The 26,142-nt window shown below is 31.5% G+C and carries 28 protein-coding genes; 5 read left to right on the top strand and 23 right to left on the bottom strand.

Annotated elements, in window-relative coordinates:
* Positions 1–225: 225 nt before the first annotated feature.
* The 3 genes from arfB to AB2B44_RS04840 form a co-directional block, all read right to left on the bottom strand.
* On the bottom strand, positions 226–630 hold the full coding sequence (gene arfB, locus AB2B44_RS04850; protein ID WP_369048415.1) for an alternative ribosome rescue aminoacyl-tRNA hydrolase ArfB: 405 nt from the start codon (positions 628–630) through the stop codon (positions 226–228).
* A 5-nt stretch (positions 631–635) separates the two neighbouring features.
* Entirely contained in the window at positions 636–1,841 is a 1,206-nt protein-coding gene (locus AB2B44_RS04845) for an NAD(P)-dependent oxidoreductase (protein WP_369048414.1), read from the bottom strand.
* A 131-nt stretch (positions 1,842–1,972) separates the two neighbouring features.
* Complete coding sequence (locus AB2B44_RS04840) at positions 1,973–2,929, bottom strand: NAD-dependent epimerase/dehydratase family protein (RefSeq protein ID WP_369048413.1); 957 nt, start codon at positions 2,927–2,929, stop codon at positions 1,973–1,975.
* A 174-nt stretch (positions 2,930–3,103) separates the two neighbouring features.
* Here AB2B44_RS04840 and AB2B44_RS04835 point away from each other — a divergent pair, with 174 nt between their 5' ends.
* Complete coding sequence (locus AB2B44_RS04835) at positions 3,104–3,700, top strand: hypothetical protein (RefSeq protein ID WP_369048412.1); 597 nt, start codon at positions 3,104–3,106, stop codon at positions 3,698–3,700.
* A 22-nt stretch (positions 3,701–3,722) separates the two neighbouring features.
* Positions 3,723–4,229, top strand: a complete 507-nt coding sequence (locus AB2B44_RS04830; protein WP_369048411.1) for a nuclear transport factor 2 family protein — start codon at positions 3,723–3,725, stop codon at positions 4,227–4,229.
* Here the strand turns inward: AB2B44_RS04830 and AB2B44_RS04825 are convergent, their stop codons facing one another.
* From AB2B44_RS04825 to atpD, 14 genes are all read right to left on the bottom strand, one after another.
* Positions 4,230–4,700 carry a regulatory protein RecX gene (locus AB2B44_RS04825; protein ID WP_369048410.1) on the bottom strand — a complete coding sequence of 157 codons (471 nt, stop codon included), beginning with the start codon at positions 4,698–4,700 and terminating at the stop codon, positions 4,230–4,232.
* Between the two features lie 18 nt (positions 4,701–4,718).
* Positions 4,719–6,074 carry a magnesium transporter gene (mgtE, locus tag AB2B44_RS04820; protein ID WP_369048409.1) on the bottom strand — a complete coding sequence of 452 codons (1,356 nt, stop codon included), beginning with the start codon at positions 6,072–6,074 and terminating at the stop codon, positions 4,719–4,721.
* Positions 6,064–6,867 (bottom strand): 16S rRNA (adenine(1518)-N(6)/adenine(1519)-N(6))-dimethyltransferase RsmA, encoded by an 804-nt coding sequence (gene rsmA / locus AB2B44_RS04815; protein WP_369048408.1) that lies wholly within the window; start codon positions 6,865–6,867, stop codon positions 6,064–6,066. Before rsmA ends, mgtE begins: the two co-directional genes overlap by 11 nt.
* A gap of 112 nt (positions 6,868–6,979) precedes the next feature.
* On the bottom strand, positions 6,980–7,360 hold the full coding sequence (locus AB2B44_RS04810) for a VOC family protein (protein ID WP_369048407.1): 381 nt from the start codon (positions 7,358–7,360) through the stop codon (positions 6,980–6,982).
* A gap of 195 nt (positions 7,361–7,555) precedes the next feature.
* Positions 7,556–7,882, bottom strand: a complete 327-nt coding sequence (locus AB2B44_RS04805; protein ID WP_369048406.1) for a DUF4286 family protein — start codon at positions 7,880–7,882, stop codon at positions 7,556–7,558.
* A gap of 33 nt (positions 7,883–7,915) precedes the next feature.
* Positions 7,916–9,682, bottom strand: coding sequence for a tetratricopeptide repeat protein (locus tag AB2B44_RS04800; protein ID WP_369048405.1), 1,767 nt, complete (start codon positions 9,680–9,682; stop codon positions 7,916–7,918).
* Positions 9,683–9,889: 207 nt separating this feature from the next.
* Positions 9,890–11,164 (bottom strand): serine--tRNA ligase, encoded by a 1,275-nt coding sequence (gene serS / locus AB2B44_RS04795; RefSeq protein ID WP_369048404.1) that lies wholly within the window; start codon positions 11,162–11,164, stop codon positions 9,890–9,892.
* 217 nt (positions 11,165–11,381) lie between these two features.
* Entirely contained in the window at positions 11,382–12,431 is a 1,050-nt protein-coding gene (gene queA / locus AB2B44_RS04790) for a tRNA preQ1(34) S-adenosylmethionine ribosyltransferase-isomerase QueA (RefSeq protein WP_369048403.1), read from the bottom strand.
* Between the two features lie 97 nt (positions 12,432–12,528).
* Positions 12,529–13,770 (bottom strand): 3-phosphoshikimate 1-carboxyvinyltransferase, encoded by a 1,242-nt coding sequence (locus AB2B44_RS04785; protein WP_369048402.1) that lies wholly within the window; start codon positions 13,768–13,770, stop codon positions 12,529–12,531.
* A gap of 2 nt (positions 13,771–13,772) precedes the next feature.
* Positions 13,773–14,099: a nucleotide pyrophosphohydrolase gene (locus AB2B44_RS04780; protein WP_369048401.1), complete on the bottom strand. Its 327-nt coding sequence runs from the start codon at positions 14,097–14,099 to the stop codon at positions 13,773–13,775.
* A 57-nt stretch (positions 14,100–14,156) separates the two neighbouring features.
* Positions 14,157–14,795, bottom strand: a complete 639-nt coding sequence (gene aat / locus AB2B44_RS04775) for a leucyl/phenylalanyl-tRNA--protein transferase (RefSeq protein ID WP_369048400.1) — start codon at positions 14,793–14,795, stop codon at positions 14,157–14,159.
* A 46-nt stretch (positions 14,796–14,841) separates the two neighbouring features.
* Positions 14,842–15,228: a hypothetical protein gene (locus AB2B44_RS04770; protein WP_369048399.1), complete on the bottom strand. Its 387-nt coding sequence runs from the start codon at positions 15,226–15,228 to the stop codon at positions 14,842–14,844.
* Positions 15,229–15,655: 427 nt separating this feature from the next.
* Positions 15,656–15,949, bottom strand: a complete 294-nt coding sequence (locus AB2B44_RS04765) for a F0F1 ATP synthase subunit epsilon (protein WP_369048531.1) — start codon at positions 15,947–15,949, stop codon at positions 15,656–15,658.
* A 76-nt stretch (positions 15,950–16,025) separates the two neighbouring features.
* Positions 16,026–17,534, bottom strand: a complete 1,509-nt coding sequence (gene atpD, locus AB2B44_RS04760; protein WP_369048398.1) for a F0F1 ATP synthase subunit beta — start codon at positions 17,532–17,534, stop codon at positions 16,026–16,028.
* Between the two features lie 284 nt (positions 17,535–17,818).
* Between atpD and AB2B44_RS04755 the strand changes: the two genes are divergently transcribed.
* Positions 17,819–18,289, top strand: coding sequence for a CBS domain-containing protein (locus AB2B44_RS04755; protein ID WP_369048397.1), 471 nt, complete (start codon positions 17,819–17,821; stop codon positions 18,287–18,289).
* Between the two features lie 39 nt (positions 18,290–18,328).
* Positions 18,329–18,883 (top strand): hypothetical protein, encoded by a 555-nt coding sequence (locus tag AB2B44_RS04750; RefSeq protein ID WP_369048396.1) that lies wholly within the window; start codon positions 18,329–18,331, stop codon positions 18,881–18,883.
* A gap of 110 nt (positions 18,884–18,993) precedes the next feature.
* Here the strand turns inward: AB2B44_RS04750 and AB2B44_RS04745 are convergent, their stop codons facing one another.
* Positions 18,994–19,344: a hypothetical protein gene (locus tag AB2B44_RS04745; RefSeq protein ID WP_369048395.1), complete on the bottom strand. Its 351-nt coding sequence runs from the start codon at positions 19,342–19,344 to the stop codon at positions 18,994–18,996.
* A complete protein-coding gene (locus AB2B44_RS04740) occupies positions 19,334–19,876 on the bottom strand; it encodes a GNAT family N-acetyltransferase (RefSeq protein WP_369048394.1) in 543 nt (180 codons plus the stop codon). The genes AB2B44_RS04745 and AB2B44_RS04740 overlap by 11 nt, the downstream gene beginning before the upstream one ends.
* A 161-nt stretch (positions 19,877–20,037) precedes the next feature.
* Between AB2B44_RS04740 and AB2B44_RS04735 the strand changes: the two genes are divergently transcribed.
* Positions 20,038–20,373 (top strand): single-stranded DNA-binding protein, encoded by a 336-nt coding sequence (locus tag AB2B44_RS04735; RefSeq protein ID WP_369048393.1) that lies wholly within the window; start codon positions 20,038–20,040, stop codon positions 20,371–20,373.
* Positions 20,374–20,510: 137 nt separating this feature from the next.
* Here AB2B44_RS04735 and infB read toward each other — a convergent pair whose 3' ends face one another.
* The 4 genes from infB to AB2B44_RS04715 all read right to left on the bottom strand — a co-directional run bounded on the left by infB (position 20,511) and on the right by AB2B44_RS04715 (position 26,090).
* Positions 20,511–23,246, bottom strand: a complete 2,736-nt coding sequence (infB, locus tag AB2B44_RS04730) for a translation initiation factor IF-2 (protein WP_369048392.1) — start codon at positions 23,244–23,246, stop codon at positions 20,511–20,513.
* A 136-nt stretch (positions 23,247–23,382) separates the two neighbouring features.
* Entirely contained in the window at positions 23,383–24,639 is a 1,257-nt protein-coding gene (gene nusA / locus AB2B44_RS04725; protein WP_369048391.1) for a transcription termination factor NusA, read from the bottom strand.
* 6 nt (positions 24,640–24,645) lie between these two features.
* Entirely contained in the window at positions 24,646–25,107 is a 462-nt protein-coding gene (gene rimP / locus AB2B44_RS04720; RefSeq protein WP_369048390.1) for a ribosome assembly cofactor RimP, read from the bottom strand.
* A 209-nt stretch (positions 25,108–25,316) separates the two neighbouring features.
* The gene (locus AB2B44_RS04715; RefSeq protein ID WP_369048389.1) at positions 25,317–26,090 is read right to left on the bottom strand and encodes a TerB family tellurite resistance protein; all 774 of its coding nucleotides are present in this window, start codon (positions 26,088–26,090) and stop codon (positions 25,317–25,319) included.
* Positions 26,091–26,142 lie beyond the last annotated feature (52 nt).

The raw sequence follows: 26,142 nt of genomic DNA, 5'->3' as shown, positions 1-26,142 counted from the left end.
TTATGTTTTGCTATTACAATATAGATTTATGGCAATTATGCCTTCCCTAAACAGCATTACCTGTTCTAGGTTCGTTGGGTATGATCTCAGCCTTAAAGGTTAAAAAAATATCCGTTTAACTGAATACTGATAACCAAAAAGCACCCCTTTTTGAGAACGCTACAAAAGTATACTTTCTAATAGTAAAAACAAATAGAAAATATTTTTGATTATACGTTTAGTGGGTTACTCTAAACGAGGTTTTTTACGAAATGCCTTTTTAAATGCTTGTTTTCGCTTTTGCTCTTCATTTTTTAAAACAGATGCTTTACTTGGTTTTGTTTGCTTTCTATCTATCGGTTTAACAAGGCTTGAAAATATTAAATCTAAAAAACGTTTAATAACTGCCTCTTTGTTCTTGTGTTGCGATCGACTTTTATCTGAAGATAAAATAAGCACACTTTCTTTAGTTATTTTGGTTGAAAGGTTTTGTAATAATAATTCTTTTTCTTCTTCTGATAACACTAAAGAGTCGGTAATATTAAACATTAATATAACCTTTGAAGATACCTTGTTAACATGTTGACCACCCGCACCCGAACTTTTAGCCGTTTTAAATGTTAGCTCTTTAATAAGGTTTTCTTTGTTCAAACTTTTTATTCTTTACCATTAACATAATTTTGCAAATAGGCAAAACGTGCAGTTAATTTACCATTTTCAGTAATTTTAGCTCGTTGTAAAATATGCTCTTTATCATTGTTATAAAAAGCTGGAATTACATTTTTTAAAAACATTTCTCCAAAACCCTCACTAGCGTCTTTTGGTAATTCGCAAGGTAAGTTGTCTACTGCCATTACCGTAATAGCATTTTTATTTTTAAAATCTACTTCTTTTTCGGTTTGAGGGTCGTAACCATAAATAGGGTCTGCTATTGTAGAGGCACGAATAGTAGAGGCAACTGGACCATCAATATCGCAAGATATATCAGCAACTACTTTAATATTAAAATCGTTAGATTTAGCATCGTTTCGAGTATATAAATAAGGGGCGCCGTTACCATAAAAATGACCCGCAATAAAGTAGTCTGTTTCTTTAGCGTAAGGCATAAAATTACTTTCGTAACCTGTTGGGTCTTTGTAAAACTCCCATTTATCACCCACCTTACCATCTTTTCGTTTGCTATATTCCATAACATCTACCATACAATATACTGGTTCGGTAAATTTTGAAGTTAAATATAGCGCGTCGTTTACTTCTTTTATTTGTAAATAATCTAAAATTTCTTTCGCTCCACTAGCTACTTTGCCTGTTCCAGATAGTAGTATTTTTATTGTTGGAACTGTAATTTTATCAAGTTCTGCCTTTACAGCGTCTAAATCTGGAAGCGTGCTAACTTTAGGCAAAGTAAATTGTTCTGTTTTTAAACCGAGCGCTCTAAACCCGTTATAAGCCCCTACTAAACCCGCATAACGCCCAAAACCAATTAACCGCATTGCATTTTCATCAATAATTGTTTCATGGTCTATAAGGGTAATATTTTTTTCTAAAACCGCTTTTAACAGTTTACGGTTATAGGGTTGTTTTTTTATGGTATGACTGAAAAAAAAATAGGTTTTATTGGGTATTAAAGCATCTACAGGCACTTCTTTAACGCCAATTAACACATCACAATCCGACACATCTTTTGTAACCTCAAAGCCTACTTTTTTATAGGCTTCATCTGGAAATATTCGAATGTCTGAACTTTCTACTTTTACAACTGCTTCAGGAAATAATTTTACTAGTTTTTGAAGTTCTTTAGGAGAAAACACAACCCGTTTATCAGGTGGGTTTTTACGCTCTTTTATTATTCCGAATTTCATATAGGCTAAATGTATAAGTATAGATAGGCTAATTTACAAGATTTAAAAAATTTGTACAAGCAACTATCTAACCTATTTTTTATTAAAAAAAATTGGCTTTTAAAACGTTTTGGTTTTGAATGCTTAATTTTTTAGCCTACTACTTTTTGTGCTTCTAAACTCGTAATTATATCTTTAGTCATCGCCGACAAATCAAATGTATGTCGCCAATTCCAATCTTCTCTGGCACTAGAATCGTCTATAATTTGAGGCCAACTTTCGGCTATTTGCTGTCTAAAATCAGGTTTATAGGTAATTTTAAAATTAGGAAGGTATTTTTTTATTTCATTCGCCAATTCTTCAGGAGTAAAACTCATTGCCGCTAAATTGTACGAAGTTCTAATTTTAATATTCTTGGCATCCGTTTCCATAATTTCTACAGTAGCGTTTATAGCGTCATCCATATACATCATAGGTAGTCTTGTATCGGCTTTTAAAAAACACTCATAGCTGCCTTTTTTAACAGCTTCGAAAAAAATATCAACGGCATAATCAGTTGTGCCTCCTCCTGGTTTTGTTTTCCAACTAATAATACCTGGGTATCGAATACTTCTTACATCTACCCCGTATTTTTGGTAGTAATAATTGCACCAATGCTCACCTGAAACTTTACTAATTCCGTATACTGTAGAAGGCTCCATAATGGTTTTTTGTGGGGTGTTTATCTTTGGTGATGTTGCTCCAAAAACAGCCATAGAACTCGCCCAATATACTTTTTCAATATGCTTTTCTTTAGCTAAATCTAATACCGCTAGTAATGACGTCATATTTAAATCCCATGCTTTCATCGGGTGTTTTTCTGCTACTGCAGAAAGCATAGCCGCCATTAAATAAACTTGTGTTATGTTGTATTGTTTAACTACTTCTAGTATTCTTTCTTTATTAGTTGCATCTATTATTTCAAATGCTCCAGCAGCCATCATCTCTTGATCTCCTTCTCTAATATCTGAGGCAATTACATTATCGTTGCCATAAATAGCTCGTAGTTTTTTGGTAAGTTCTATCCCAATTTGCCCACAAGCACCAAGTATAAGAATTTTTTGGTTCATTTATTTTTTTAATTTTTTGCAAAGTTACTTTATTTTGAGTATTTGTATAACTTTTTTTTAATAACGCATAAAAAAAATAATTCCTCGTGCATTACTCAAAAAAGTTGATTTTTTTACACCAAACTCAACCATTAAAATTTATGTATTTTTACAGCTGTAAAATTCAATTTTTAAATGAAAAATAGCTTCTGCTTTTTTATCCTTTTTTTAGTTGTTTTGGGATGCAAAGAGAAACCACAACCTGCTAAAAACAAAACAGTTACTAAAACCACCCAATTTAAACTTGCAACTCGACATAACGAATATGTAACCTTAGACACACTCGTTGCAAAAAAAATGACAAATTGGAAAGAATATACTATTTTAAATAATTTTATAGCACAATATAAATACATATCGCCTAACCAAGCTTTAAATAATGCTATAGAATTGAAAAATTTAATTAAAAACGCAAAAGATAGTATACGTCCTAAAATATTACAAACACCTGCATTTAAAGCACGAATTGATGTGCTTGAAAATGAAGGCTTACGACTAGTAGATATGACCTATATTCCAGCAATTACAGCCGATGAAGTAAATAATGAAGTTAGTAAAATTTTAAAAGTTTATAGTAGTGTAAATAAAAAAATAAATACTGTTTTTTCGCAAAAAGAATTAGAAAATTCGGTGGGTGTTAATGGTGATTTTTTCGGTATCGACACAACTACTACTGAAATAAAACCGAAAAAATTACTTCATGAAAAAAAATCAATAATCAGAAAAAAATAAGGTTTTAACCAAAGTTATTCGTGTGAAAAAAACAATAACCCTTACTCTAATTGTTATTTTAGCATTAAGCTGTAAAAAGCATACTTTTAATAAGCAAAAAGAAAAAAATACAATTAACACACTACTTAATAATTGGCATAGCAATGCAGCAAATGCAGATTACGACAATTATTTTTCTAAAATGGATAGTGATGCCGTTTTTATTGGTACTGACGCTTCTGAAAACTGGTCAAAAACTGAATTTGAAAAATTTAGCAAACCCTATTTTGATAAAAAGAAAACATGGCATTTTAAACCCCTAGAAAGAAATATTTATTTTAATACCACTAAAAAAATAGCTTGGTTCGACGAGTTATTAAAAACACACATGGGTATTTCTAGAGGTTCAGGAGTTTTAGAAAAAACCCATGATGTTTGGAAAATTAAACATTATGTTTTGTCAATTACAATTCCTAATGATAACGTAAAAGAAATAACTCAAATAAACCGAAAAAAAGATTCAATATTTTTACAAAATTTTAAAAAATAGTTACAGAAAAAACGCGGTTACTTTTTCTAATACCAACCCGCTTTCATACCCCTTGTAAATAAGATAATTAATGAGCTTTTTTTTACGTTTATAAAAATCAGTTTCTGAAAGCTGTTTGTTTTTAGTTTCAATTAAACGCTGTAGGGTTAAAATATATTCTTGATCGTCAATTTCTTTTAAGGCTATTTTTATATTTGGAAGCGATATATTTCGTTGTTTTAACTCGCATATAATACGCTGCTTACCCCATTTTTTTATTCTAAATTTTCCCCTAGCAAAACTCTGAGCAAAACGTTCTTCGTTTAAAAACCCATCTTGAATTAAGTCTATTAAAATATTGTTTTTGGCTTCTGGAATTAAGTGATAGGTTGCTAATTTTTTTTCTACTTCTTGATAACACCTGTCTTGATAAGCACAAAAAAACTCTAACTTTTTTTTAATTTCTGCAATCGAAAAATAAGGTTTATTCATTACAAAAAGGGCTAAAGTTTAAATGCCTAAGATTAATTTAGCAACACTAAAATAAATTAAAATACCAAAAATATCATTGCTCGTTGTTATAAAAGGACCTGTTGCTAATGCGGGGTCAATATTTCGATTATATAATATTAAGGGTACAAAAGTACCTATTAATGAAGCAATAATAACCACAACGATTAAAGAAACAGAAACCGCAATACTAAAATTAAATGGATAGCCTGCAATTTTACTAAAAACAATAATAATTAATGATAAAACAATACTGTTAATTAAGCTAATAGAAACTTCTTTAACCATACGATTCCACAGACTTCCTTTAATAATATTATTAGCTAAACCCTGGACAATAATAGCAGATGATTGCACCCCTACATTACCCGCTATTGCTGCTATTAAGGGCGTAAAAAAGAAAAGTGCCTTATATTTTGGATTAGACATAATATTTTGAAAATTTTGCATAATCATAACCGCACATAAGCTACCAAACAAGCCTAAAATTAGCCAAGGCAAACGCCCTTTTATCAAATCAAAAATACTATCGTCTGCTTCTACATCTTCTGTTAAACCTGCCGCTAATTGATAATCTCTATCGGCTTCTTCTTTAATAACGTCTACAATATCATCAATGGTAATTCTACCGACCAAAACATCTAATTCGTTTACTACAGGTATTGCTTCTAAATCGTATTTACGCATAATGTTAGCAACGTCTTCTGCCGAGTCGTTTACTCTTACAAAATCTACTTTAGGTATATATACATCTGCTATTTTTGCTTTTGTAGAAGCCATTAACAGATCTTTTAACGATAAGCGTCCTTTAAGTTTTCCATTATCATCTACAACATAAATAGAGTGCACTCTGCTAACGTGTTCAGCTTGTTGTCGCATCTCTTTAACGCAATGTAAAACATTCCAATTTTGGTTAACTTTAACCAATTCTTTCGCCATTAATCCCCCAGCCGAGTTTTCGTCGTAACGAAGTAAATCTACAATATCTTTAGCATGCTCTTCATCTTCAATTTGTTGAATAACTTTTTCTTGCCTTTCTTCGGGTAATTCGGCAATAATATCGGCAGCATCATCGGTATCTAATTCTTCTATTTCTTCAGCAATTTCTTTAGCCGATAACCGCTGTAATATTTTTTCTCGAACATCGTCATCAACATCAAGTAGTACTTCTGATGTGGTTTCGCTATCTAATAATTTAATAATATAAACAGCTTCATCAAACGATAACTCATTCAACACTTCTGCAATATCTGCATGGTGCATGTCTGCAAACAACTCAGAGAGTGCTCTGTCGTTTTGTTCTTTAATATACTGAGTTACTGTTTCAAGTAAATCTTTTGTAATTTCAAATGCCATCGTTTGCAATTTTATTTGTCAATTCAATAAATTTTTGCACCGATAATTGCTCGGGACGCATGGCAAAGATAGAGTCTTCTCTTAATTTATCCGAAATATTAAAGGGTTTTAAACTGCTACGCAGCATTTTTCTTCGTTGATTAAACGCTGTTTTAACTACATTAAAAAACAATTTTTCGTCAACTGGCAAAGTGTAATTTTCTTTTCTAATAAGCCTAATAACTCCCGAATCGACTTTAGGAGGTGGATTAAAAACCGTTGGCGGCACGGTAAATAAATATTCTACATCATAAAATGCTTGAGTTAAAACCGATAAAATTCCGTAGGTTTTTGACCCCTCTTTTTCGGCTATTCTTTCAGCTACTTCTTTTTGAAACATACCTGAAAATTCAGGAACAAAGGCTCTGTTTTCAATTGCTTTAAACACTATTTGACTTGAAATATTATACGGAAAATTGCCAATTATAGCAACTTGTTGTTGTTTAATAAGCGAGACAAAATTTTGTTTTAAAAAATCTCCTTCAATAATGGTGAGTTTTTTTGAGGCAGTAAGGTGTTTTTTATGTACCGTTAAAAAAACATTTTGTAAGTAATCTACCGATTCGGTATCAATTTCTAATACGGTAACATTTAAATTTTTTTGTATTAAAAATTGCGTTAAAACACCCATTCCTGGTCCAATTTCTAAAACCGTATCGTATCCTTTTTCAGTTAACGAATTTGCAATGTTTTTTGCAATGTTTTTATCGGTCAAAAAATGTTGCCCCAAGTGTTTTTTTGCTTTTACAACCATAATTTAAATATAAATTAAAAAAATAAACCCTAAAAACGGTGAAGAATAAGTGTAACGCAAAATTATAAAACTACCCTTTAACTATGCTAATTATATCTCTTCGCTTTTATATTTAGTTTTTTATTTTCCAAGGCGGATTTAATCTGTTTTCTCCACCATAAAACAATATTAATTGATTTCCATCAACATCTTTCAATTTTGCCTCTCTCCATAGCCATTTTTGGTCTACCGGTTCTTGATCAAATACAATGCCTTTTTCTTTTAAATTAGAAACCTGTTCATCTAAATTTTCACATTCAAAGTAAATACTTATTCCTGCTCTTTTGGGTAATTTTTTTGTTTGATGAATTGAAAAGGTAGAACTACCATTTGGACATTCAAATCTTGCATAATGAGGAAGTGATTTTACAATCAATTTCAATCCTAATTTTTCATAAAACGGAATTGATTTAGTTAAATCTAAAGATGGAATAGTAACTTGATTTAAATCCATTTTAATTCGTTTACATTAACACAACAAACAAGTTTATATAAGAATAATGAGGTTTGTATTCGATATTTTTTTTGAGTAAATTAGAACATAAACTCTTAATTTACCCCTTCAATACACATCTGCATAGCATTAATCTGTAAATAGTATTACCTGCCATTGTGCTTTTTACAACTAACTATGTTATTTAACGGTTACTTAATTATTTACAGCAATGGGGTAAAACTCATTAATCACCTTTAGTTCTGTTCTAAAAGCAATCATTTTATCGGCAAATTTTTTCAATGCATCGTTTCGTAATTTTTCTGCATGAGTATTATAATATTCATCTAAATCTTCACGAGAGGCTGCAGTGTATTGAACCGAATAGGTAACCCCGTCTACATCATCTACTAACACTTGTGTTAATTTTGCCGATGTAAATTTACCTGTATTTAGCACATCTTGTATGTGGGTTTCTATCCAATTTAACCATTCTTTACGAATACTATGATCAATATTTATAGTTACATTATATATATACATTGTTTTATAATTTGAAATTTTAATATTATTAAATTAAATATTGTCTCCTCTTAATTTTCTATATTTTTTACGGGCATCAACTAAATAAATACTTGACGGGTAATTAAAAATAATTTTTTGGTAACATTCTTTTGCTTTTTCAAAATCGTTTGTTTCACTATACAATTGAGCCATTTCGTAATACGCATCATCGTTTAAAATGCCTTCTTTATCTATAGCTACAACTTTAGAAAAAGCGGCTATTGCTTGGTCAAACTTTTTAAGTTTTACCAGTAATTTCCCTTCTTTAAAAAGAGCCTCGTCTTCAATAGGTTGCCCTTTAAAATCGGTTACAATATTTTGTAAAACCGCCAATGCTTCTGTATTTTTATTTTGATAGGCTAGTAAATCTGCTTTAGCATACTGCTTTAACCCTGTTGGTAAAGAATCGGTTGGCTGATTATTAGAAATTGTTAAAAATAAAGCTACTGCATCATTAGCTATAAGTTGGCTTGCGGCACTTTTTAGTATTTTTAACTGTGTTTTTGCCCAATCAAAATCGCCTTTAAAATAACTTGTTTGTGCCACTTTAAATCGAGCTTCTTGGGCTAACGAATTATTTTTTAATGCGGTTTGCACCAAAGAATAGGTAATTAATGCCTTATTAAAATTACCCGTAAACACCATTACATCGGCTAATTTAATTTCTAACCGTGCTTTATCAAATTTAGATTTCGAAAAAGGTATTGCTTGTTCTAAAACTTCTTTAGCTTTTTCAGGATTATTTTTATTAAACGTTAAATAATCAGCATACATTACTTGTAAAGGTATAGTAGTGCCATTTTTACCATATTTTTCAAAAAGTGCTTCAAATTTTTGCGCTATATCAGGTTCTTCATTATTAATAGCAATACGAATAATATAATAATGAGCATTTATTTTTTGATCGAGAGTCGTTGTTTGCTTTAATACAAAATCAAAACATTTTTTTGCTGTTTCATAATCGTTATTATCAAATGCCATTTCACCTAAATTGGTAATGCCCGATAAATCTTGTTGATTTCGAGCATACAACGCTTTTTCTTGAATAAATGCTTTGTCAAAATCTTTTTGTTGAATAAATAACCAACTTAATAAAAGATTCCAAACAGCTTTAGGATTACTTGCCGATTTTTTTAAAAGCGTTTTTTTAAATAATAGATTAAGGCTATCTTGACTGTCATCCGTTATATACTTGCTGGTATATCGTTGTACCATTTCAAGATAACGGTCGTCTTTATCAACCATATCAATAAACGATTCAAACATACTCACAAAATCACCTTTTTCACCATAAACTTGAGCAATTAAAAACAACGTGTTTGCTTTCGGATTTACTTCCATTGTTATTTTATAGGCCTGTATAGCATTATCTAACAAATTGTAGTTTTTAAATGTTGTGCCTACAATATAACCCATACCTGGATTTTCTTTGATTAAAGAAATCGCTTTTTTATAATAGGTTTTTGCTGTTTGCTCTTGTTGTTGACACTCGTAATTATAGCCTAAATAAACATATAAATGAGCCAATTTATTATTTTTAGCCAACTGACTAGTTATCAACTTTTCTGCCTCTGAAAAATTTTTAGTTTCTTGATAACAGCTAAGTAATCGCGTTAAATAAGAGGTGTTGTATGGACTTTTTTGGTATAGAATTTTATATAACTGAGTTGCTTTTTCAAACTCATTTTGACGATAATAGTTTTCTGCTAATAAAAACTCATTTTGAGAAAAAACAAACTGACAAAAAAACAGCAATATGATTAATAAAAATTTTTTCATACGAATAAATTTAAGTTAAACATTTGTTTTTTTAGTTTTTAATTATCGTAACCCAGCTATCAAATATACCGTACTATTTTGTTAATTTACTTATTAAAAATAAATTTATCACAAAAAATCAATACAATTTAGCTATTAAACTGTTTTATTACAGATATCCGTAACAAAACAAAATCTAGACACAAAGAATTGAAAGTAATTAATGCTTTAATTTATAATATCAAACCCACAATAAGGCACTAATACTTCTGGAATTTTTATACCTTCATCGGTTTGGTAATTTTCTAAAATTCCAGCTAATACTCTTGGCAATGCCAACGAACTACCATTTAATGTATGTACTAGCTGACTTTTTCCTTCTTTGTTTTTAAAGCGTAATTTTAATCGATTAGCTTGAAAAGTTTCACAATTTGAAGCCGAACTAATTTCTAACCATCTGTTTTGTGCAGTAGAATACAATTCAAAATCAAATGTAAGTGCCGAGGTAAACCCTGTATCGCCACCACACAAACGCAAAATACGATACGGTAATTTTAATTCGCGTAAAATTTGTTTAATATGTTCTACCATACCGTCTAAAGCTTTATACGAATTTTCAGGATATTCAATCCGTACAATTTCTACTTTATCAAACTGATGTAAACGATTTAATCCTCTAACATGAGCCCCATAACTACCTGCTTCTCTACGAAAACAAGGAGTATACCCTGTAAGGCTTATTGGTAAATCTGTTACTTTTAACAGCTCGTCTCTAAACAAATTGGTAATTGGTACTTCTGCTGTAGGAATTAAATATAAATTATCTTCGGTAACATGATACATTTGTCCTTCTTTATCTGGAAGTTGTCCCGTACCAAGACCTGATGCTTCGTTTATTAAATGTGGCACTTGCACTTCGGTATAACCTGCAGCTGTATTTTTATCTAAAAAATAACTAATTAATGCTCGCTGTAATTTGGCTCCTTTACCTTTATAAACGGGAAAACCTGCTCCAGTAATTTTAGCGCCTAAATCAAAATCAATAATATCATATTTTTTAGCTAGTTCCCAATGTGGTAGTGCGTTTTTACCTAAATCTGGAACAGTACCTTCAGTAAAAATTTCTTCATTATCTTCTTCGTTTTTTCCTGCTTTTACAGAGGCGTGTGGAATATTAGGAATTTGATATAATAACTCTTGTAGCTTTGTATTTTCAAGAGTTAATTTTTCTGATAATTCTTTAGATTCAGCTTTTAATTGCCCCGTTTTTTCTTTTAAAATATTGGCTTTTTGTGTTTCGCCAGTTTTAAAAAGCTGTCCAATTTCTTTTGATAACTTATTCGATTCTGCCAACACATTATCTAACAAAACTTGTGTTGCTCTACGTGTTTCGTCTAATGTTATTACTTGATTAACTATTGACTCTGCATTTGCAAAATTACGTTTTGCTAATCCTGTTAAAACAGCTTCTTGGTTTTCTCTGATAAACTGAACTTGTAACATTTTTTATTTTTTAAAAAAACAAAGATACATATTGATGTTGGAAGATAGCGGTTGATGCAATTGATTTTTTTAGCTCATTTTATTTTAAGCCTAAATAAGCTAATTATCAAAATTAAAACCCGTGTAAAGAAAGAAGTTTAAAAATAAAAGAGGTTGTTAAAAGCAACGTATTAGCTATTTAGAATACTGCAATTTACAACCTCTTTTATTCGTGAATTTATAAAATTAACATGGCATCGCCATACGAATAAAACTTATATTTTTCTTTTATAGCCTCTTTATAAGCTCTCATAATAAAGTCATGCCCTGCAAAAGCAGCGGTCATCATCAATAACGTTGATTTTGGTGTATGAAAGTTAGTAATCATACAATTAGCAATACTAAAATCGTAAGGTGGAAAAATAAATTTATTGGTCCATCCTTCATAAGGATTTAAGTGTTTATCGGCTGAAACAGACGATTCAATCGAACGCATAACAGTTGTACCTACCGCACAAACCTTTTTTTTATGGTCTATCGCATTATTTACAATTTTTGCGCTTTCTTCTGGAATAATAATTTGTTCCGAATCCATTTTATGTTTCGATAAATCTTCTACTTCAACTGGATTAAAAGTACCTAACCCAACATGTAAAGTAATTTCGGCAAAATCAACCCCTTTTATTTCTAAACGCTTCATTAAATGTTTAGAAAAATGCAACCCAGCTGTAGGTGCAGCAACTGCCCCTTCATGTTTAGCAAAAATGGTTTGATAACGCTCTTCGTCTTCGGGCTCAACAGTTCGTTTTATGTATTTAGGTAACGGTGTTTCACCTAACTCTAATAATTTTTTACGAAACTCTTCATAGCTACCATCAAACAAAAATCGTAAAGTTCGTCCTCGAGAAGTTGTATTATCTATAACTTCTGCTACTAAGGTATCATCATCGCCAAAAAACAACTTATTACCTATTCTAATTTTACGCGCAGGATCTACCAACACATCCCATAATCGATTTTCAGCATTTAATTCGCGTAATAAAAAAACTTCTATACGAGCACCTGTTTTTTCTTTGTTCCCATACATACGAGCAGGAAACACCTTCGTATTATTGAGCATCATTACATCACCTTCGTCAAAATAATTGATTAGGTCTTTAAATAATTTATGTTCAATTGTTTGTGTATCTCGATGTAAAACCATTAATCGAGCCTCATCTCTGTATTCTGAAGGGTATTCTGCTAATAATTCTTGAGGTAAATTAAACCCAAAGTTAGATAATTTCATAAACTGTGTTGTTTTTCAAGAGGGCAAATATACAATATGCTATTAGGGCTTGTCAAGCGTTTTACTGTTTATTTTCTTATAAATTTATTCTAAAAAATCATTTTTTATAAACGGCTGTATAAATACCTACTTTTTCAAAATCAGACCAAAATTTTTGATACGATTTAGTTACCACCTCAGCATCTAAAATTATTAATGGAATTTTTAATGCTAATGGCGCAAATGCCATTGCCATTCGGTGATCGTTATAAGTTTCTATAGCAATATTTTTATTATACGTTGTTGCTGCTTTTAAGTCTAAGCTATCATTAGTAACAGAAATTTGCGCCCCTAGTTTGGTTAATTCGTTTTTAAGGGCTTCTAACCGATCTGTTTCTTTAATTTTTAGTGTGTGCAAACCTGTTAGTTCACAAGCAACACCTAAGCCAAAACAAGTTACTGCAATAGTTTGTGCAATATCTGGAGCATTGCTTAGGTTAACCGAAAAAGGTACCGTATTGTGTTTGGCAGTTTTTGTTAGTGTAATTGAATTATGTTCAAAAACTGTGGTTACACCAAAGTTTTGGTATATCTCTGATAAACAACTATCACCTTGTAAGCTATTTTTTTTATACGATGTTAGCGTTACGGCATACCCTATTTTATTTAAGGCTACTAACGAATAAAAATAACTAGCTGAACTCCAATCAGATTCTACCACAACGGTTTGCTTTGGTATTTCTTTTATCGGATTAACACTAATAAAGTTGTCTTTAAATTGGGTTTCAATACCCAATTGATTTAACAAGCTTAATGTCATTTTTATATACGGAATTGAAGTAATTTTACCAATAAGTTCAATAGTTAATCCGTTTGTTAATTTTGGTGCAATTAAAAGCAACGATGAAATATATTGACTACTTACATTACCATTTATTTTAACGGTATTTTTAGTGATAACACCTCCTTTAATGGTTATAGGCGGATAACCTATTTTGTTTTTATAGGTAATATTAGCCCCTAAGTCTTTTAGTGCATTTACTAAAATTTCGATAGGTCTATTTTGCATTCTTTCAGACCCTGTTAAAGTAACCGTTCTACCGTTTTTTGTTGCAAAAAAAGATGTTAAAAATCGCATTGCAGTACCTGCATGACCAATATCTATAACCTCATTATTTGTACTTAATGCGTGTTGTAAATGTTTGGTATCATCAGAATCTGATAAATTTTCGATATTTATGGTAGCATATAATTGTTGTAAAATTAACAGCCTATTCGATTCACTTTTTGATCCTGAAATAGTTATTTTAACTTCGTCTTTTGTATTTTTAGACGTACTTGAAGTAAGTTGTAAATCCAAAATTATTTTAATTTTTCGTTGTTATGATGACGGTTATGGTCGCGTTTGGTTTTTAGGGCTAATTTTTTATCAAAAGCAGTTTGTAAATCTACCCCTGTTTGATTGGCTAAACATAAAACCACAAAAACAACATCGGCCAATTCTTCGCCTAAATCTTTATGCTTATCACTTTCTTTTTCACTTTGTTCTCCATACCTACGGGCAATAATTCGAGCCACTTCACCTACTTCTTCGGTTAGCTGTGCCATATTGGTTAATTCGTTAAAATAACGAACCCCATGTGTTTTTATCCAATCGTCAACTTGTTGTTGGGCGTTTTGTAAGTTCATTTTAAAGTATAAATAAGATAGGTATTTAAATTAAAAAGGTCAAAGATAAGAGTTATTTTATAACCATTTTAAAAATGTTTCTCTGGCAATTTCTCTAGCTCCTAAACTAGCTAAATGACTATTATAAACCTGACAATCAATAAGCTTATACAACTCACTTTGTGCTAAATAAATAAATGCTAATTTAGAGGTGTTGGCCATTTTAGAAAACATGCTTTCGCCACAAAAAACGCCATTTCCTAAATCTACACCGTACAACCCGCCTACTAATGTTTTTTTTTCTTCGCCATCTAAAAACCATACTTCAATAGATTTTGCCCATCCTTTTTTATAAAGTTTTATATAGGCTTTTTGCATACTATCGGTTATCCAGGTACCTAATTCTCCTTTACGAGGTATATTTTTACAATTAGCAATCACCTTTTCAAATGCTGTATTTTCGGTAATTAAAAATTTATTTTTTTTTATAATTTGTTTCATTGATTTCGAAATTTTTAATTCATCAGGAAACAATACCATGCGTGTAGGAGGGCAATACCATACAATGGGTTCTCCTTGTGAAAACCAAGGAAAAATTCCTTTTTTATAAGCGTATACCAACCTTTTAACCGACAAATCGCCTCCTAATGCTATAATTCCTTCTTCTGTAGCGGTTTCATAAGGCGGAAACGAAATGTCATCTGTAAGCCAAAGCATAAAAAAAATTGAAGTAAAAAAATTAGAATAACATTGTTTACCGTTTTTAGTCTTCTAAAATCGCTTTAATATTAGGCTTAAAGTAATTTGGCCCTTTTAATACCTTGCCATCTTCTCGGTATATTGGCTTGCCGTCTTCACCTAGCTTACTCATATTACTACGCTGAATTTCTTGAAAAACAGCTTCTATTTTATCTTGAAAACCATGTTCTATAATGGTACCACATAAAATGTAAAGCATATCGCCCAAAGCGTCGGCTATCTCTACTAAATCATTTTGTTTAGCCGCTTCTAAATATTCTTCATTTTCTTCTTTCATCAAATTATAGCGTAATCTAATTTTGTCTTTACCAATATCGGCTATGGGTTTATTTTGTATTCCTAATTTAAAAGCCGTATGAAATTCTTGTACAGCAGCTATTTTATTTTTCATTTTAAACGTATATAATTTTAATTATGATGTGTTTTACCTATTTAAATTTTCTAATTTTGTTTTTTATTTGAAAAGATATACTAAAAATACTTTTTTATGTTTACAACAGGTCGAATTGTTTTTGCTATTTTTTTTGTACTAGCTTTTATAACTCTTATGGTATACAGTTATAAAAAAGATGCCAAAAACCACCAAAAGTATTATAAAAATTCGGCTATATATGTAGCAATAGCTTTGTTGGTTGCTATTCTAATATTATTTACTACCAAATATATTTTTAAAGGTTAAAAATATCAAAATTTTAGTAGCGCTAAAATTATTGTAAAAATAAAGCGGTTTAAAAATGCTTATTAAGTTTATGAGACAAAACCTCAACAACTTTCTAAACAACACTTTTAAACCGCTTTACGTGTATATTTTCCGAGCTTTAATCGGCTAATATTATTGCTTTATTATCTTTAAACTCTAGAGTACCTGATTGTATTGTTAATACCAATATTTTATCGTCATCTGCATGAGTAGAAATATGTCCATTCAACTCATCAAACACTAAATGTTGTTTTGTATGTGTGTGTATTTTTATATTTCCTTCTTTTAAAATTGAAACAATAGGGGCGTGGTTATTTAACATTTGGAATTCACCCTCTATGCCTGGTACTGAAATAGAATCAACTTCTGACGAAAATAAAACGGCTTCTGGCGTTACAATTTCTAAATACATATTTCTTTTAGTTTGCAGTTTATAGCTTACTTTTTTCAAACCATAAAGGTTGAAAAAAGTTTACCACGAACCAATTTTATGCTTCTGCTAACATTTTTTCTCCAGCATCAATAGCATCTTGAATAGAACCTCTTAAGTTAAATGCCGCTTCTGGATATTTATCTAACTCACCATCCATAATCATATTAAATCCTTTAATGGTGTCTTTAATATCTACTAACACTCCTGGTATACCTGTAAATTGCTCAGCTACATGGAATGGTTGAGATAAGAAACGTTGTACTCTACGTGCTCTATGTACTACTAATTTATCTTCTTCAGATAATTCTTCCATTCCTAAAATGGCGATTATATCTTGTAACTCTTTATATCGTTGTAAAATTTCTTTTACTCTTTGTGCACAATTATAGTGTTCGTCTCCTAAAATATCAGCTGTTAATATTCGAGATGTAGAATCTAATGGGTCTACAGCTGGGTAAATACCTAACTCAGCAATTTTACGAGATAATACGGTAGTTGCATCTAAGTGAGCAAAAGTAGTTGCAGGGGCAGGGTCTGTTAAATCATCTGCAGGCACGTAAACCGCTTGTACAGAAGTAATTGATCCTTTTTTAGTTGACGTAATACGTTCTTGCATCGCACCCATTTCAGTAGCTAATGTAGGTTGGTATCCTACGGCAGATGGCATACGACCTAATAAAGCCGACACCTCTGAACCTGCTTGAGTAAAACGGAAAATATTATCAACAAAGAACAGTACATCTTTTCCTTGTGCTTCTCCAGCTCCATCACGGAAATATTCAGCAATGGTTAACCCTGATAAAGCTACACGTGCACGTGCCCCAGGAGGTTCGTTCATTTGACCAAAAACAAAAGTTGCTTTAGAATCTTTCATTCCTGATTTATCAACCTTTGCTAAGTCCCAACCACCTTCTTCCATAGAATGCATAAAATCATCTCCATATTTGATAATTCCTGATTCTAACATTTCGCGCAATAAATCATTTCCTTCACGTGTTCTCTCTCCAACTCCAGCAAATACAGATAATCCTCCGTGTCCTTTTGCAATGTTATTAATTAATTCTTGAATTAATACAGTTTTTCCAACTCCAGCACCTCCAAACAAACCAATTTTACCTCCTTTTGCATAAGGCTCAATTAAATCAATAACTTTTATACCAGTAAACAAAACTTCTGTAGAAGTTGATAATTCCTCAAATTTTGGAGCTTGACGGTGTATTGGCAGCCCTGATTTTCCTGTTTTAGGCAAATCACCTAAACCATCGATAGCATCACCTGTTACATTAAATAAACGCCCGTAAATATCATCTCCTATGGGCATTTGAATCGGATTTCCAGTGGAAGTAACTTCTGTACCTCTGCTTAATCCATCAGTCGCATCCATAGAAATGGTTCGAACAGTATCTTCACCAATGTGTTGTTGAACTTCTAAAACGAGTGTAGAACCATCTGCTTTTTTAATTTCTAACGAATCGTAAATCTTTGGCAATTCGTTTTCTGTATTGAATTCTACGTCAATTACGGGACCAATAATTTGAGAAACTTTACCTGTTATTGTTGACATTACTTTATGTAATTAAGTTATACTAATTTAATAAGTGATAATTACCTCACTTTTTTCGAGGTGCAAAGGTATCTTTTTTAAAGTACTTTTAAAAGGTTTTTCTCTTGTTTTTTACAGCTCAAAAATATGCTTTCATTTATTTGAGCCAAAAGGTAATTTTTTGGTTTGCTATCAATTAGTTTATTTAGAGTTATAATTCACAGAATAAACTTAGGCATAAGTATTTTAAAAAAACTAATAAAATTTAAGAAAAAAAACGGTATATTGCATAAAAAGCAACGATTATGGGTTTTAAAAATTTTCAAGGAAAAAGAACTAGCAGTTCTCAAAACAAGCAAAACGAACAGATTTTAGTTTCAGACTACATGACTACGAAGTTAATTACATTTAAGCCTAACCAGCCTATTGAGGATGTAATTGAAACATTAATTAAAAATAAAATTTCAGGGGGGCCTGTTGTAAATGAAAAAAGTGAATTAATTGGTATTATTTCGGAAGGAGATTGTATAAAACAATTATCAGAAAGTCGGTATTACAATATGCCGCTAGACGCTAAAAATACGGTTGAAAAAGCCATGGTTAAAGATGTTGAAACCATTGATGGCAATATGAATATTTTTGATGCCGCAAATAAATTTTTAGAATCTAAAAGACGTAGGTTTCCAATTGTAGAAAACGGCAAGATAGTTGGGCAAATTAGCCAAAAAGATATATTAAAAGCGGCTATGAAGTTAAAGGCAAATTCTTGGAAATAGTTTAAAACATCCTTTAATTTTTATCGCTGTAACACGCTTATGAGAAAAACGCTTGCATTAATACTAATTGTATTAACTTCAAATTTTGTTAAAGCACAATTTATAAAAGAAAAATCAATTAATGCTCAAATTGGATATGGAATAAGTACTCCCTTCAATAGTGTTAACAAAATTGCAGATGGTGGGTTTTTCGCGCAAGGAGAGTTGGCTCTTAAAGCAGCTTCATGGATTGAGTTTATACCTTATGCTGGTTTCGTTTTGACAAATTCAAACGGAAAAGACTTAAATGACAATCCAACTGATGAAAAAGCCGAATCGAAGGCACTTTTGCTTGGCGGAAAAGTTCGAGTTAAAGCACCTATACCTTGGGTAGCACCTTACGTTGAAATTGGAGTTGGAACTTCTATTGGAAAATTTGAAACATCAACCGCATTTGACAACATAGATAAAAGTGGAGTTATTTATCACATTCCATTCTCTTTTGGAGCAGAATTGGGAAAAAATAATGATGTTGATTTAGGATTTGTATATTATTTTCAACCCTCTGTAAAACAGTTTGTTGGAGCATTTGCTATAGGTGTCACATTTCTATGAATAATTAAAAACACAACTATTAATCTGAAAAAATAATTACTGACCTTTATCGTAACTAACAATTATACACATCTGTTGACTAACCATTCACCTAAAAAACAAATAACCTTTTAATCTTGTTTTACCAACAAATACAACTCGTTTTCTAACGCTAAATACCCTTGATTGTATACATAAAAATAGGTGTTTCCCTTTTTTGTAATATATAGTGATGTTATAAGTTGAAAATCAAAACCTTTATCAAACAAGGTACGCCTAGTTACTTTTGTTTTACCAGAAGTATTGAGCTCTGAAAGTATTTTGTAGTTTTTTCGCAAACGGTTGTTTGTGTTTCTAATCAAATTTTTACTCTCTTTATCAACCTTATTGTTATATGCATTTCGACAATAATCAGAACAAAACTTTTTATCAATTCGCCCAACCACTTTATCACCACATTCTAAACATTTTTTATCGCTCATTTTCGGTTTTTTTTAATTCATACCAATTTACTTTCATATTTTTATAAGTAAACTCATTTATAAAATACAATCCTATTTTTTGTAAAACTTTGTTTGAGGCAATGTTCTGCGTTTCGGCAGCACCATAAATAATATCGTAATTCATTTTATTAAAACCAAAATTTAAACATGCTAAAGCAGACTCTGAAGCATACCGTTTACCCCAATATTTTGGAATTAATCGATACCCTATATCTATAAAATTAACAAAACCATTAAGCGCCTCATTTTTACCTTGGTTATATTTTAATCCAGACCACCCTATAAATTTACCCGAAAACTTTTCTATACAGGCTAATCTTCCAATCCCCCTTTCTTTATACTGCTTTTGCACAAAAGCAATATTATCTGCTGCCTCTTTATAGGTAGTAATAGGCTTATTACCTAAATATTTATGCACTTGGGGGTCAGAGTCTAACTCAAAAATTGCTTCTACATCACTTTCTTGAAGTTCTCTTAAAATTAAACGAGGGGTTTCTAAATAAAATTTCATGTCTTGAAAATTTAATTTCAAATATATAAACGATTACATTCATTTACAAACGAAAACAAACGATTAATAAACAATTGTAGTAAAAATACGTTCTGATATTTGCAATGTCAATTCATTTTGAATGACAACGTCTTAACTGTTTAATTTAAAAATATAATATTATGAACGCACTTAAAAACAAGGTACAGTTGATTGGTAATCTAGGTAATACCCCTGAAATTATTACTTTAGATAGTGGTAAAAAATTAGCTAAATTTTCTATAGCTACAAATGAAAGCTATAAAAATACTGAAGGTGAAAAAGTAACTGAAACTCAGTGGCATCAAGTTATTGCTTGGAATAAAACCGCAGAAATTATAGAAAATTACCTGCAAAAAGGAAGCGAAGTTGCGCTAGAAGGAAAAATTACGTATCGAAGCTATGAAACTAAAGAGGGCGAAAAAAGATATGTTACCGAAATAGTGTGTAATGAATTGTTAATGATTGGAAACAAATAACATATTAAAGGCACTATCTAAAAAAAAATTGGGATAGTGTCTTTTATTTTGACACTATCCCAATAAATATTGTAAACTTATTTATCAAGGGTTTAGCTTATTTAAAACTGAAACCCTTTTAAGGTAAAATATTACCTTTATTTAAGTTTTTTCTTAACTGCCACTTCTTGGTAAGCTTCTATGATATCATCTACTTGTATATCATTATAACCTTTAATTTGAAGCCCACAATCATATCCCTTAGCCACTTCTTTTACATCGTCTTTAAAACGTTTTAACGAAGCTAAAACACCGTCGTGAACAACAATTCCATCTCGTATAATACGCACTTTAGAATCTCTATAAATTTTACCACTAATTACCATACAACCAGCAATGTTACCAATTTTAGAGATTTTATATACCTCTCTAATTTCTACATTACCCGTAATTTCTTCTTTCATTTCAGGCGACAACAAGCCTTCCATAGCATCTTTTAGGTCATTAATAGCATTATAAATAATAGAATAAAATCTAATATCTACTTCTTCTCTATCGGCTACGGCGCGTGCATTACCTTGAGGGCGTACGTTAAATCCAATAATAATAGCATCAGAGGCAGAAGCTAATAAAACATCACTTTCGGTAATCGCTCCAACACCTTTATGAATAATATTAACTTGGATTTCATCGGTCGATAGCTTTTGGAATGAATCTGTTAATGCCTCAACAGAACCGTCTACGTCTCCTTTTAAAATAATATTTAACTCTTTAAAGTCGCCTAATGCTATACGACGTCCAATTTCGTCTAAAGTAAGTGTTTTTTGTGTTCGTACAGATTGCTCTCTTTGTAACTGCGAACGTTTAGAGGCAATTTGTTTTGCTTCACGTTCATCATCAAACACATTAAATTTATCACCCGCTTGTGGTGCCCCATCTAATCCTAAAATAGAAACTGGTGTTGATGGTCCTGCTTGTTTAACCTTTTTACTTCGCTCATCAAACATTGCTCTAACTTTACCGCTATGTTTTCCTGCTAACAAATAATCACCAATACGCAAGGTTCCTGCTTGTACTAAAATGGTAGAAACATATCCTCTACCTTTATCTAACTGCGCTTCTACAACGGTTCCTACAGCATTTTTATCTGGATTTGCCTTTAATTCTAACACCTCTGCTTCTAATAATACTTTTTCTAATAATTCACTAATTCCTTCTCCCGTTTTTGCAGAAATATCTTGCGATTGTATATTTCCACCCCAATCTTCTACTAATAAATTCATTGTAGATAATTGCGTTTTTATGTTATCAGGATTAGCATTAGGCTTATCAATCTTATTAATAGCAAAAACTATTGGAACACCTGCTGCTTGGGCATGCGAAATTGCTTCTTTGGTTTGTGGCATTACATCATCATCTGCAGCAACCACAATAATAACTAAATCGGTTACTTGCGCTCCACGAGCACGCATTGCGGTAAAGGCTTCGTGCCCAGGGGTATCTAAAAATGTAATTTTTTGTCCGCTTTCTAGCCTTACTTGATAAGCCCCAATATGTTGGGTAATTCCTCCGCTTTCACCTGCAATTACATTTGCTTTACGTATATAATCCAATAATGATGTTTTACCATGGTCTACGTGCCCCATTACGGTAACTATTGGAGGTCGTGATTTTAAATCTTCTGGTTTATCTTCAACTTCTTCAATCGATTCTTCAACTTCTGCCCCTACAAATTCAACCTTATAATTAAATTCTTCTGCAACAATAGAAAGGGTTTCGGCATCTAATCGTTGGTTCATTGTTACCATCATTCCTAACATCATACAAGCAGAAATAATATCGGTAACAGGTTTATCCATCATTGTTGCTACTTCTGAAACCGTAACAAACTCAGTAACTTTTAATATTTTGCTTTCTGCTGCTGCTGCTTCTAATTCTGCTTCGTTTTGTTGACGATGTGCATCTCTTTTATCTCTACGGTATTTAGCCCCTTTACCTTTCTTAGATTTTCCTTGTAATTTTTCTAGCGTTTCTCGTACTTGCTTTTGTACTTCTGCTTCTGTAAGTTCTTCTTTTTGAACTATTGTGCGTCTACCTTTTTGCCCTCTATTATTACCTCTATGCTGCTGATTTTGAGTACTACTCTTTTCAACAGAAGGTTTACTAATTCTTCTACGGCGTTTTTTATCAGTATTTGTTTCGTTAGTTTTTTTGGCTTCTGGTTTTTTCTTTTTCGGCTTTTCAAATTGTTTTAAGTCGATTGTTTTTCCAGTAATTTTCGGGCCATCTAACTTTTTATACTTTGTTTCAATTTTTTCAGCATTTTCAGGAGTAACCTCAACATTAGCCTGTTCTTTTTCTTCTTTTTTAGATTTTGTTTCTTGAACTTTTTTAACTTCTTGAACGGGCTTCTCTTTTGGTTTTACTTGAACTGGTTTTTCTACAATAGGCTTCTCTTTTGGTTTTTCTGCCTCAACAGGTTTTTTCTCTTCAACAGGTTTCTCTTTTGGTTTTTCTACAACCAATTCTTTTTTAGCAACGGGCTTGTCAACATCTATTTTGCCTACTGTTTTTATTTCTAATTTTTCAGCTTTTGCTTTTAGAACTTCTTGCTTTTTAGCTTCTTCTTCTAATCGTTTTTTAGCCTCTAATTCTAACCTAAGCGCCTCTTTTTCTTTTCTTTTTTCTTCACTTACTTCTTTAGACGCAGCTCTTTTGCTTGCATCAGTTTCAAAACCGTCTAATAAAATTTGGTATTCGGCATCTGAAATTTTTGTAGTAGGACGAGCCTCTACCTCATAACCTTTTTTAGCCAAGTGTTCTACGGCTCTATCTAAAGAGATATTTAACTCTTTTAAAACTTTATTTAGCCTTAATTTTTTAACTTCAGACATATATTACTTTTTAGTCTTTATTTACAAAAAACACACTTTATACGCTAATTTGGTATAGTTATGATTTTTTTCTGTTTTACCTAATTTTATTGAGCAGTAGGCAACTGCTATTTTTAATATAAAAGCTTTTATAAGCTTAATCTTCAAATTCTTCTCGTAAAATTCGTTGCACCTCTAAAATGGTTTCTTCTTCTAAATCGGTTCTTTGTAAAAGCATTGAAACGTCTTTTTCTAAAACACTTTTAGCAGTTTCTAATCCTATTTTTTGAAACTCATCAATAACCCATGCTTCTATTTCGTCAGAAAATTCTGTTAATTCTACATCTTCTTCTTCAATACCTTCTCTTTGAACATCAATTTCATAACGGGTTAATTGGCTTGCTAAACGAATATTTACTCCGCCACGTCCAATTGCTTTTGATACTTCTTCAGGTTTAAGCAATACATTTACACGTCCTTTTTTACCATCTTTTTCCTCTTCAAAGTGTTCTATTTCCATTGAAGTCACCTTTGCAGGACTTAAAGCACGAGCGATGTATAATTGTTCGTTTTTAGTGTAATTGATAACATCTATATTTTCATTACCTAATTCTCTAACAATTCCATGAATACGAGACCCTTTTACCCCTACACAGGCTCCTACAGGATCAATTCTATCATCGTAAGAGTCTACCGCTACTTTAGCTTTTTCTCCTGGTATTCTTGCTACACCTTCAATGGTTATAAGGCCGTCAAAAACTTCTGGTATTTCTTGCTCAAACAACTTAGTTAAAAAACTAGGAGCGGTTCTAGATAAAATAATAGCTGGCTTATTTCCTCTTAGTTCTACCGATTTAATTACACCACGAACAGAATCTCCTTTTCTAAAAAAATCTGAACGAATTTGCTCGCTTTTTGGCAGTACAATTTCATTACCTTCATCATCTAATAAAATAACCGCATTATGTCGAATATGGTGCACCTCTGCACTATATAATTCTCCTTCTAAATCTTTAAATTGTTTAAACACGTTGGTGCTATCGTGTTCGTGAATTTTAGAAATCAAATTTTGACGTAAAGCTAAAATTGCTCTTCTACCTAAATCAATTAGCTTTACTTCTTCTGACACTTCTTCTCCAATTTCAAAATCTGGCTCTATTTTACGAGCTTCTGACAACTCTATTTCTTCATTATCATCTTCAGACATTCCATCGGCAACGACCACTCTGTTTCTCCAAATTTCTAAATCTCCTTTATCAGGATTTATAATAATATCAAAGTTATCGTCTGAGCCAAATTTACGTTTTAAAGCTGAACGAAAAACTTCTTCTAAAATAGACATTAGAGTTACTCTATCTATACTCTTATTGTCTTTAAAGTCTGAAAATGACTCAATTAATGCAATATTCTCCATATTCTTTTAAAATATAATCTTCACGGTTGCTTCTTTAATATCGTTATAAGCAATGGTTGCTGTTTTTTCTACAGTGTGTTTACCTTTTCCTATTGGTTTGGGTTCTCTTGTTTTCCACTGTATAACAATATAGTCTTCTGTTACTTTTGTTAATGCACCCTCATACTCTTGAGTAGCTGTTTTTACTTTAAGAATTTTATTAATATTCTTATGATACTGTCTTTGAACTTTTAAAGGTTTTGTAATGTCTGGAGAGGTTACTTCTAATGAAAAATCTTCTTCTTCTCTATCTAAATTATGTTCAATTTTTCTGCTAATTCGAACACATTCACTTAACGGAACCCCATTATCACCATCAACTACCACTTTAATTTTGTTATCTGCCGAAAAGGCTAAATCAATTAAAAACAACGAATCATTTTCGTTTAAGGCTGCACTTACTAATTCTTTAACTTTATCTTGGTTCATTTTTGGTATAAAAAGAGGGGACTTACGTCCCCTGCCTTTTTCTCCTGTATTTATTTCGGTGCAAATATAGTAAGTTGTAAGAAAACAAACAAATAATTAATAGGTTAATTTTGAGCGCATCAAGTCGCTTTTAGCAGAATAATCAATTAACTATTTTAAACTTTTTGCCTTTTTGTAAAAATTACTATTTTTTTAAGCATACTATATTTTTAACTAAACCTTCTTTCTGCTTTAATTTTTTCGTAGGCTTCTTGAATTTTTTGAAACTTTTTTTCTGCTTCTTTTATATACTCTTTTCCTAAACCTTGCAGCCTATCTGGATGATGTTTTTTCGCCATTTTTCTATACGCTTTTTTTACCTCATCATTACTAACCGTTTTTGTAATTTCAAGTATTTTGTAGGCGTTATCTGTTACATCAAAAAACATGGCTTTAATAGATTGGTAACTAGCCATATTAATATACAAATAGCCTGCAATTTTTTTAATTTCCTCTTCTTCAGATGCTGTTACATTTCCATCAGATTTTGCAATATTAAACAAAAAATGAACCAATTGTAACCTCGAAGCGTGAGCCATATTTTCTCGTATTTGTATACATACCTGACGTACCGATATATTCTTTTTTATAATTCCATTGAAAAGCTTAAAGGCATTATTGGCTTTTTGTTTACCATACATTTGCACAAAATATTGGCGCACATAGTCTAGCTCTCGTTGATCTATTTTTCCGTCGGCTTTTATAACTACAGAAGCTAGCACTAACAAACTAATTTCAAAATCTCCTGCCTGTGCTTGACCATACTGGCTTTGCCTTCTTGCTTGTTGTTGTCGACTTTTTTCATACTCTATTTGCCCTTGATTAAAACCATCAATTTTAAATCCATCAACAAAATTACCAATAGTAAAGCCTATAATAGCTCCTATTGGACCTCCTAAAGTAAAACCTAACCCTGCCCCAAGCCAACTTGCAAATTTTCCCATTTAGTTGTATTTTTTTAAAAAGGTAAAGTTACAAACTTTACTCTTTTTTAAA

It is taken from the genome of Tenacibaculum sp. UWU-22, from assembly GCF_041021355.1.
In the GTDB taxonomy this organism is placed as follows: domain Bacteria; phylum Bacteroidota; class Bacteroidia; order Flavobacteriales; family Flavobacteriaceae; genus Polaribacter.
Note: the sequence above shows the minus strand (reverse complement) of the source record. Positions and strands in the feature narration are given on the sequence as shown.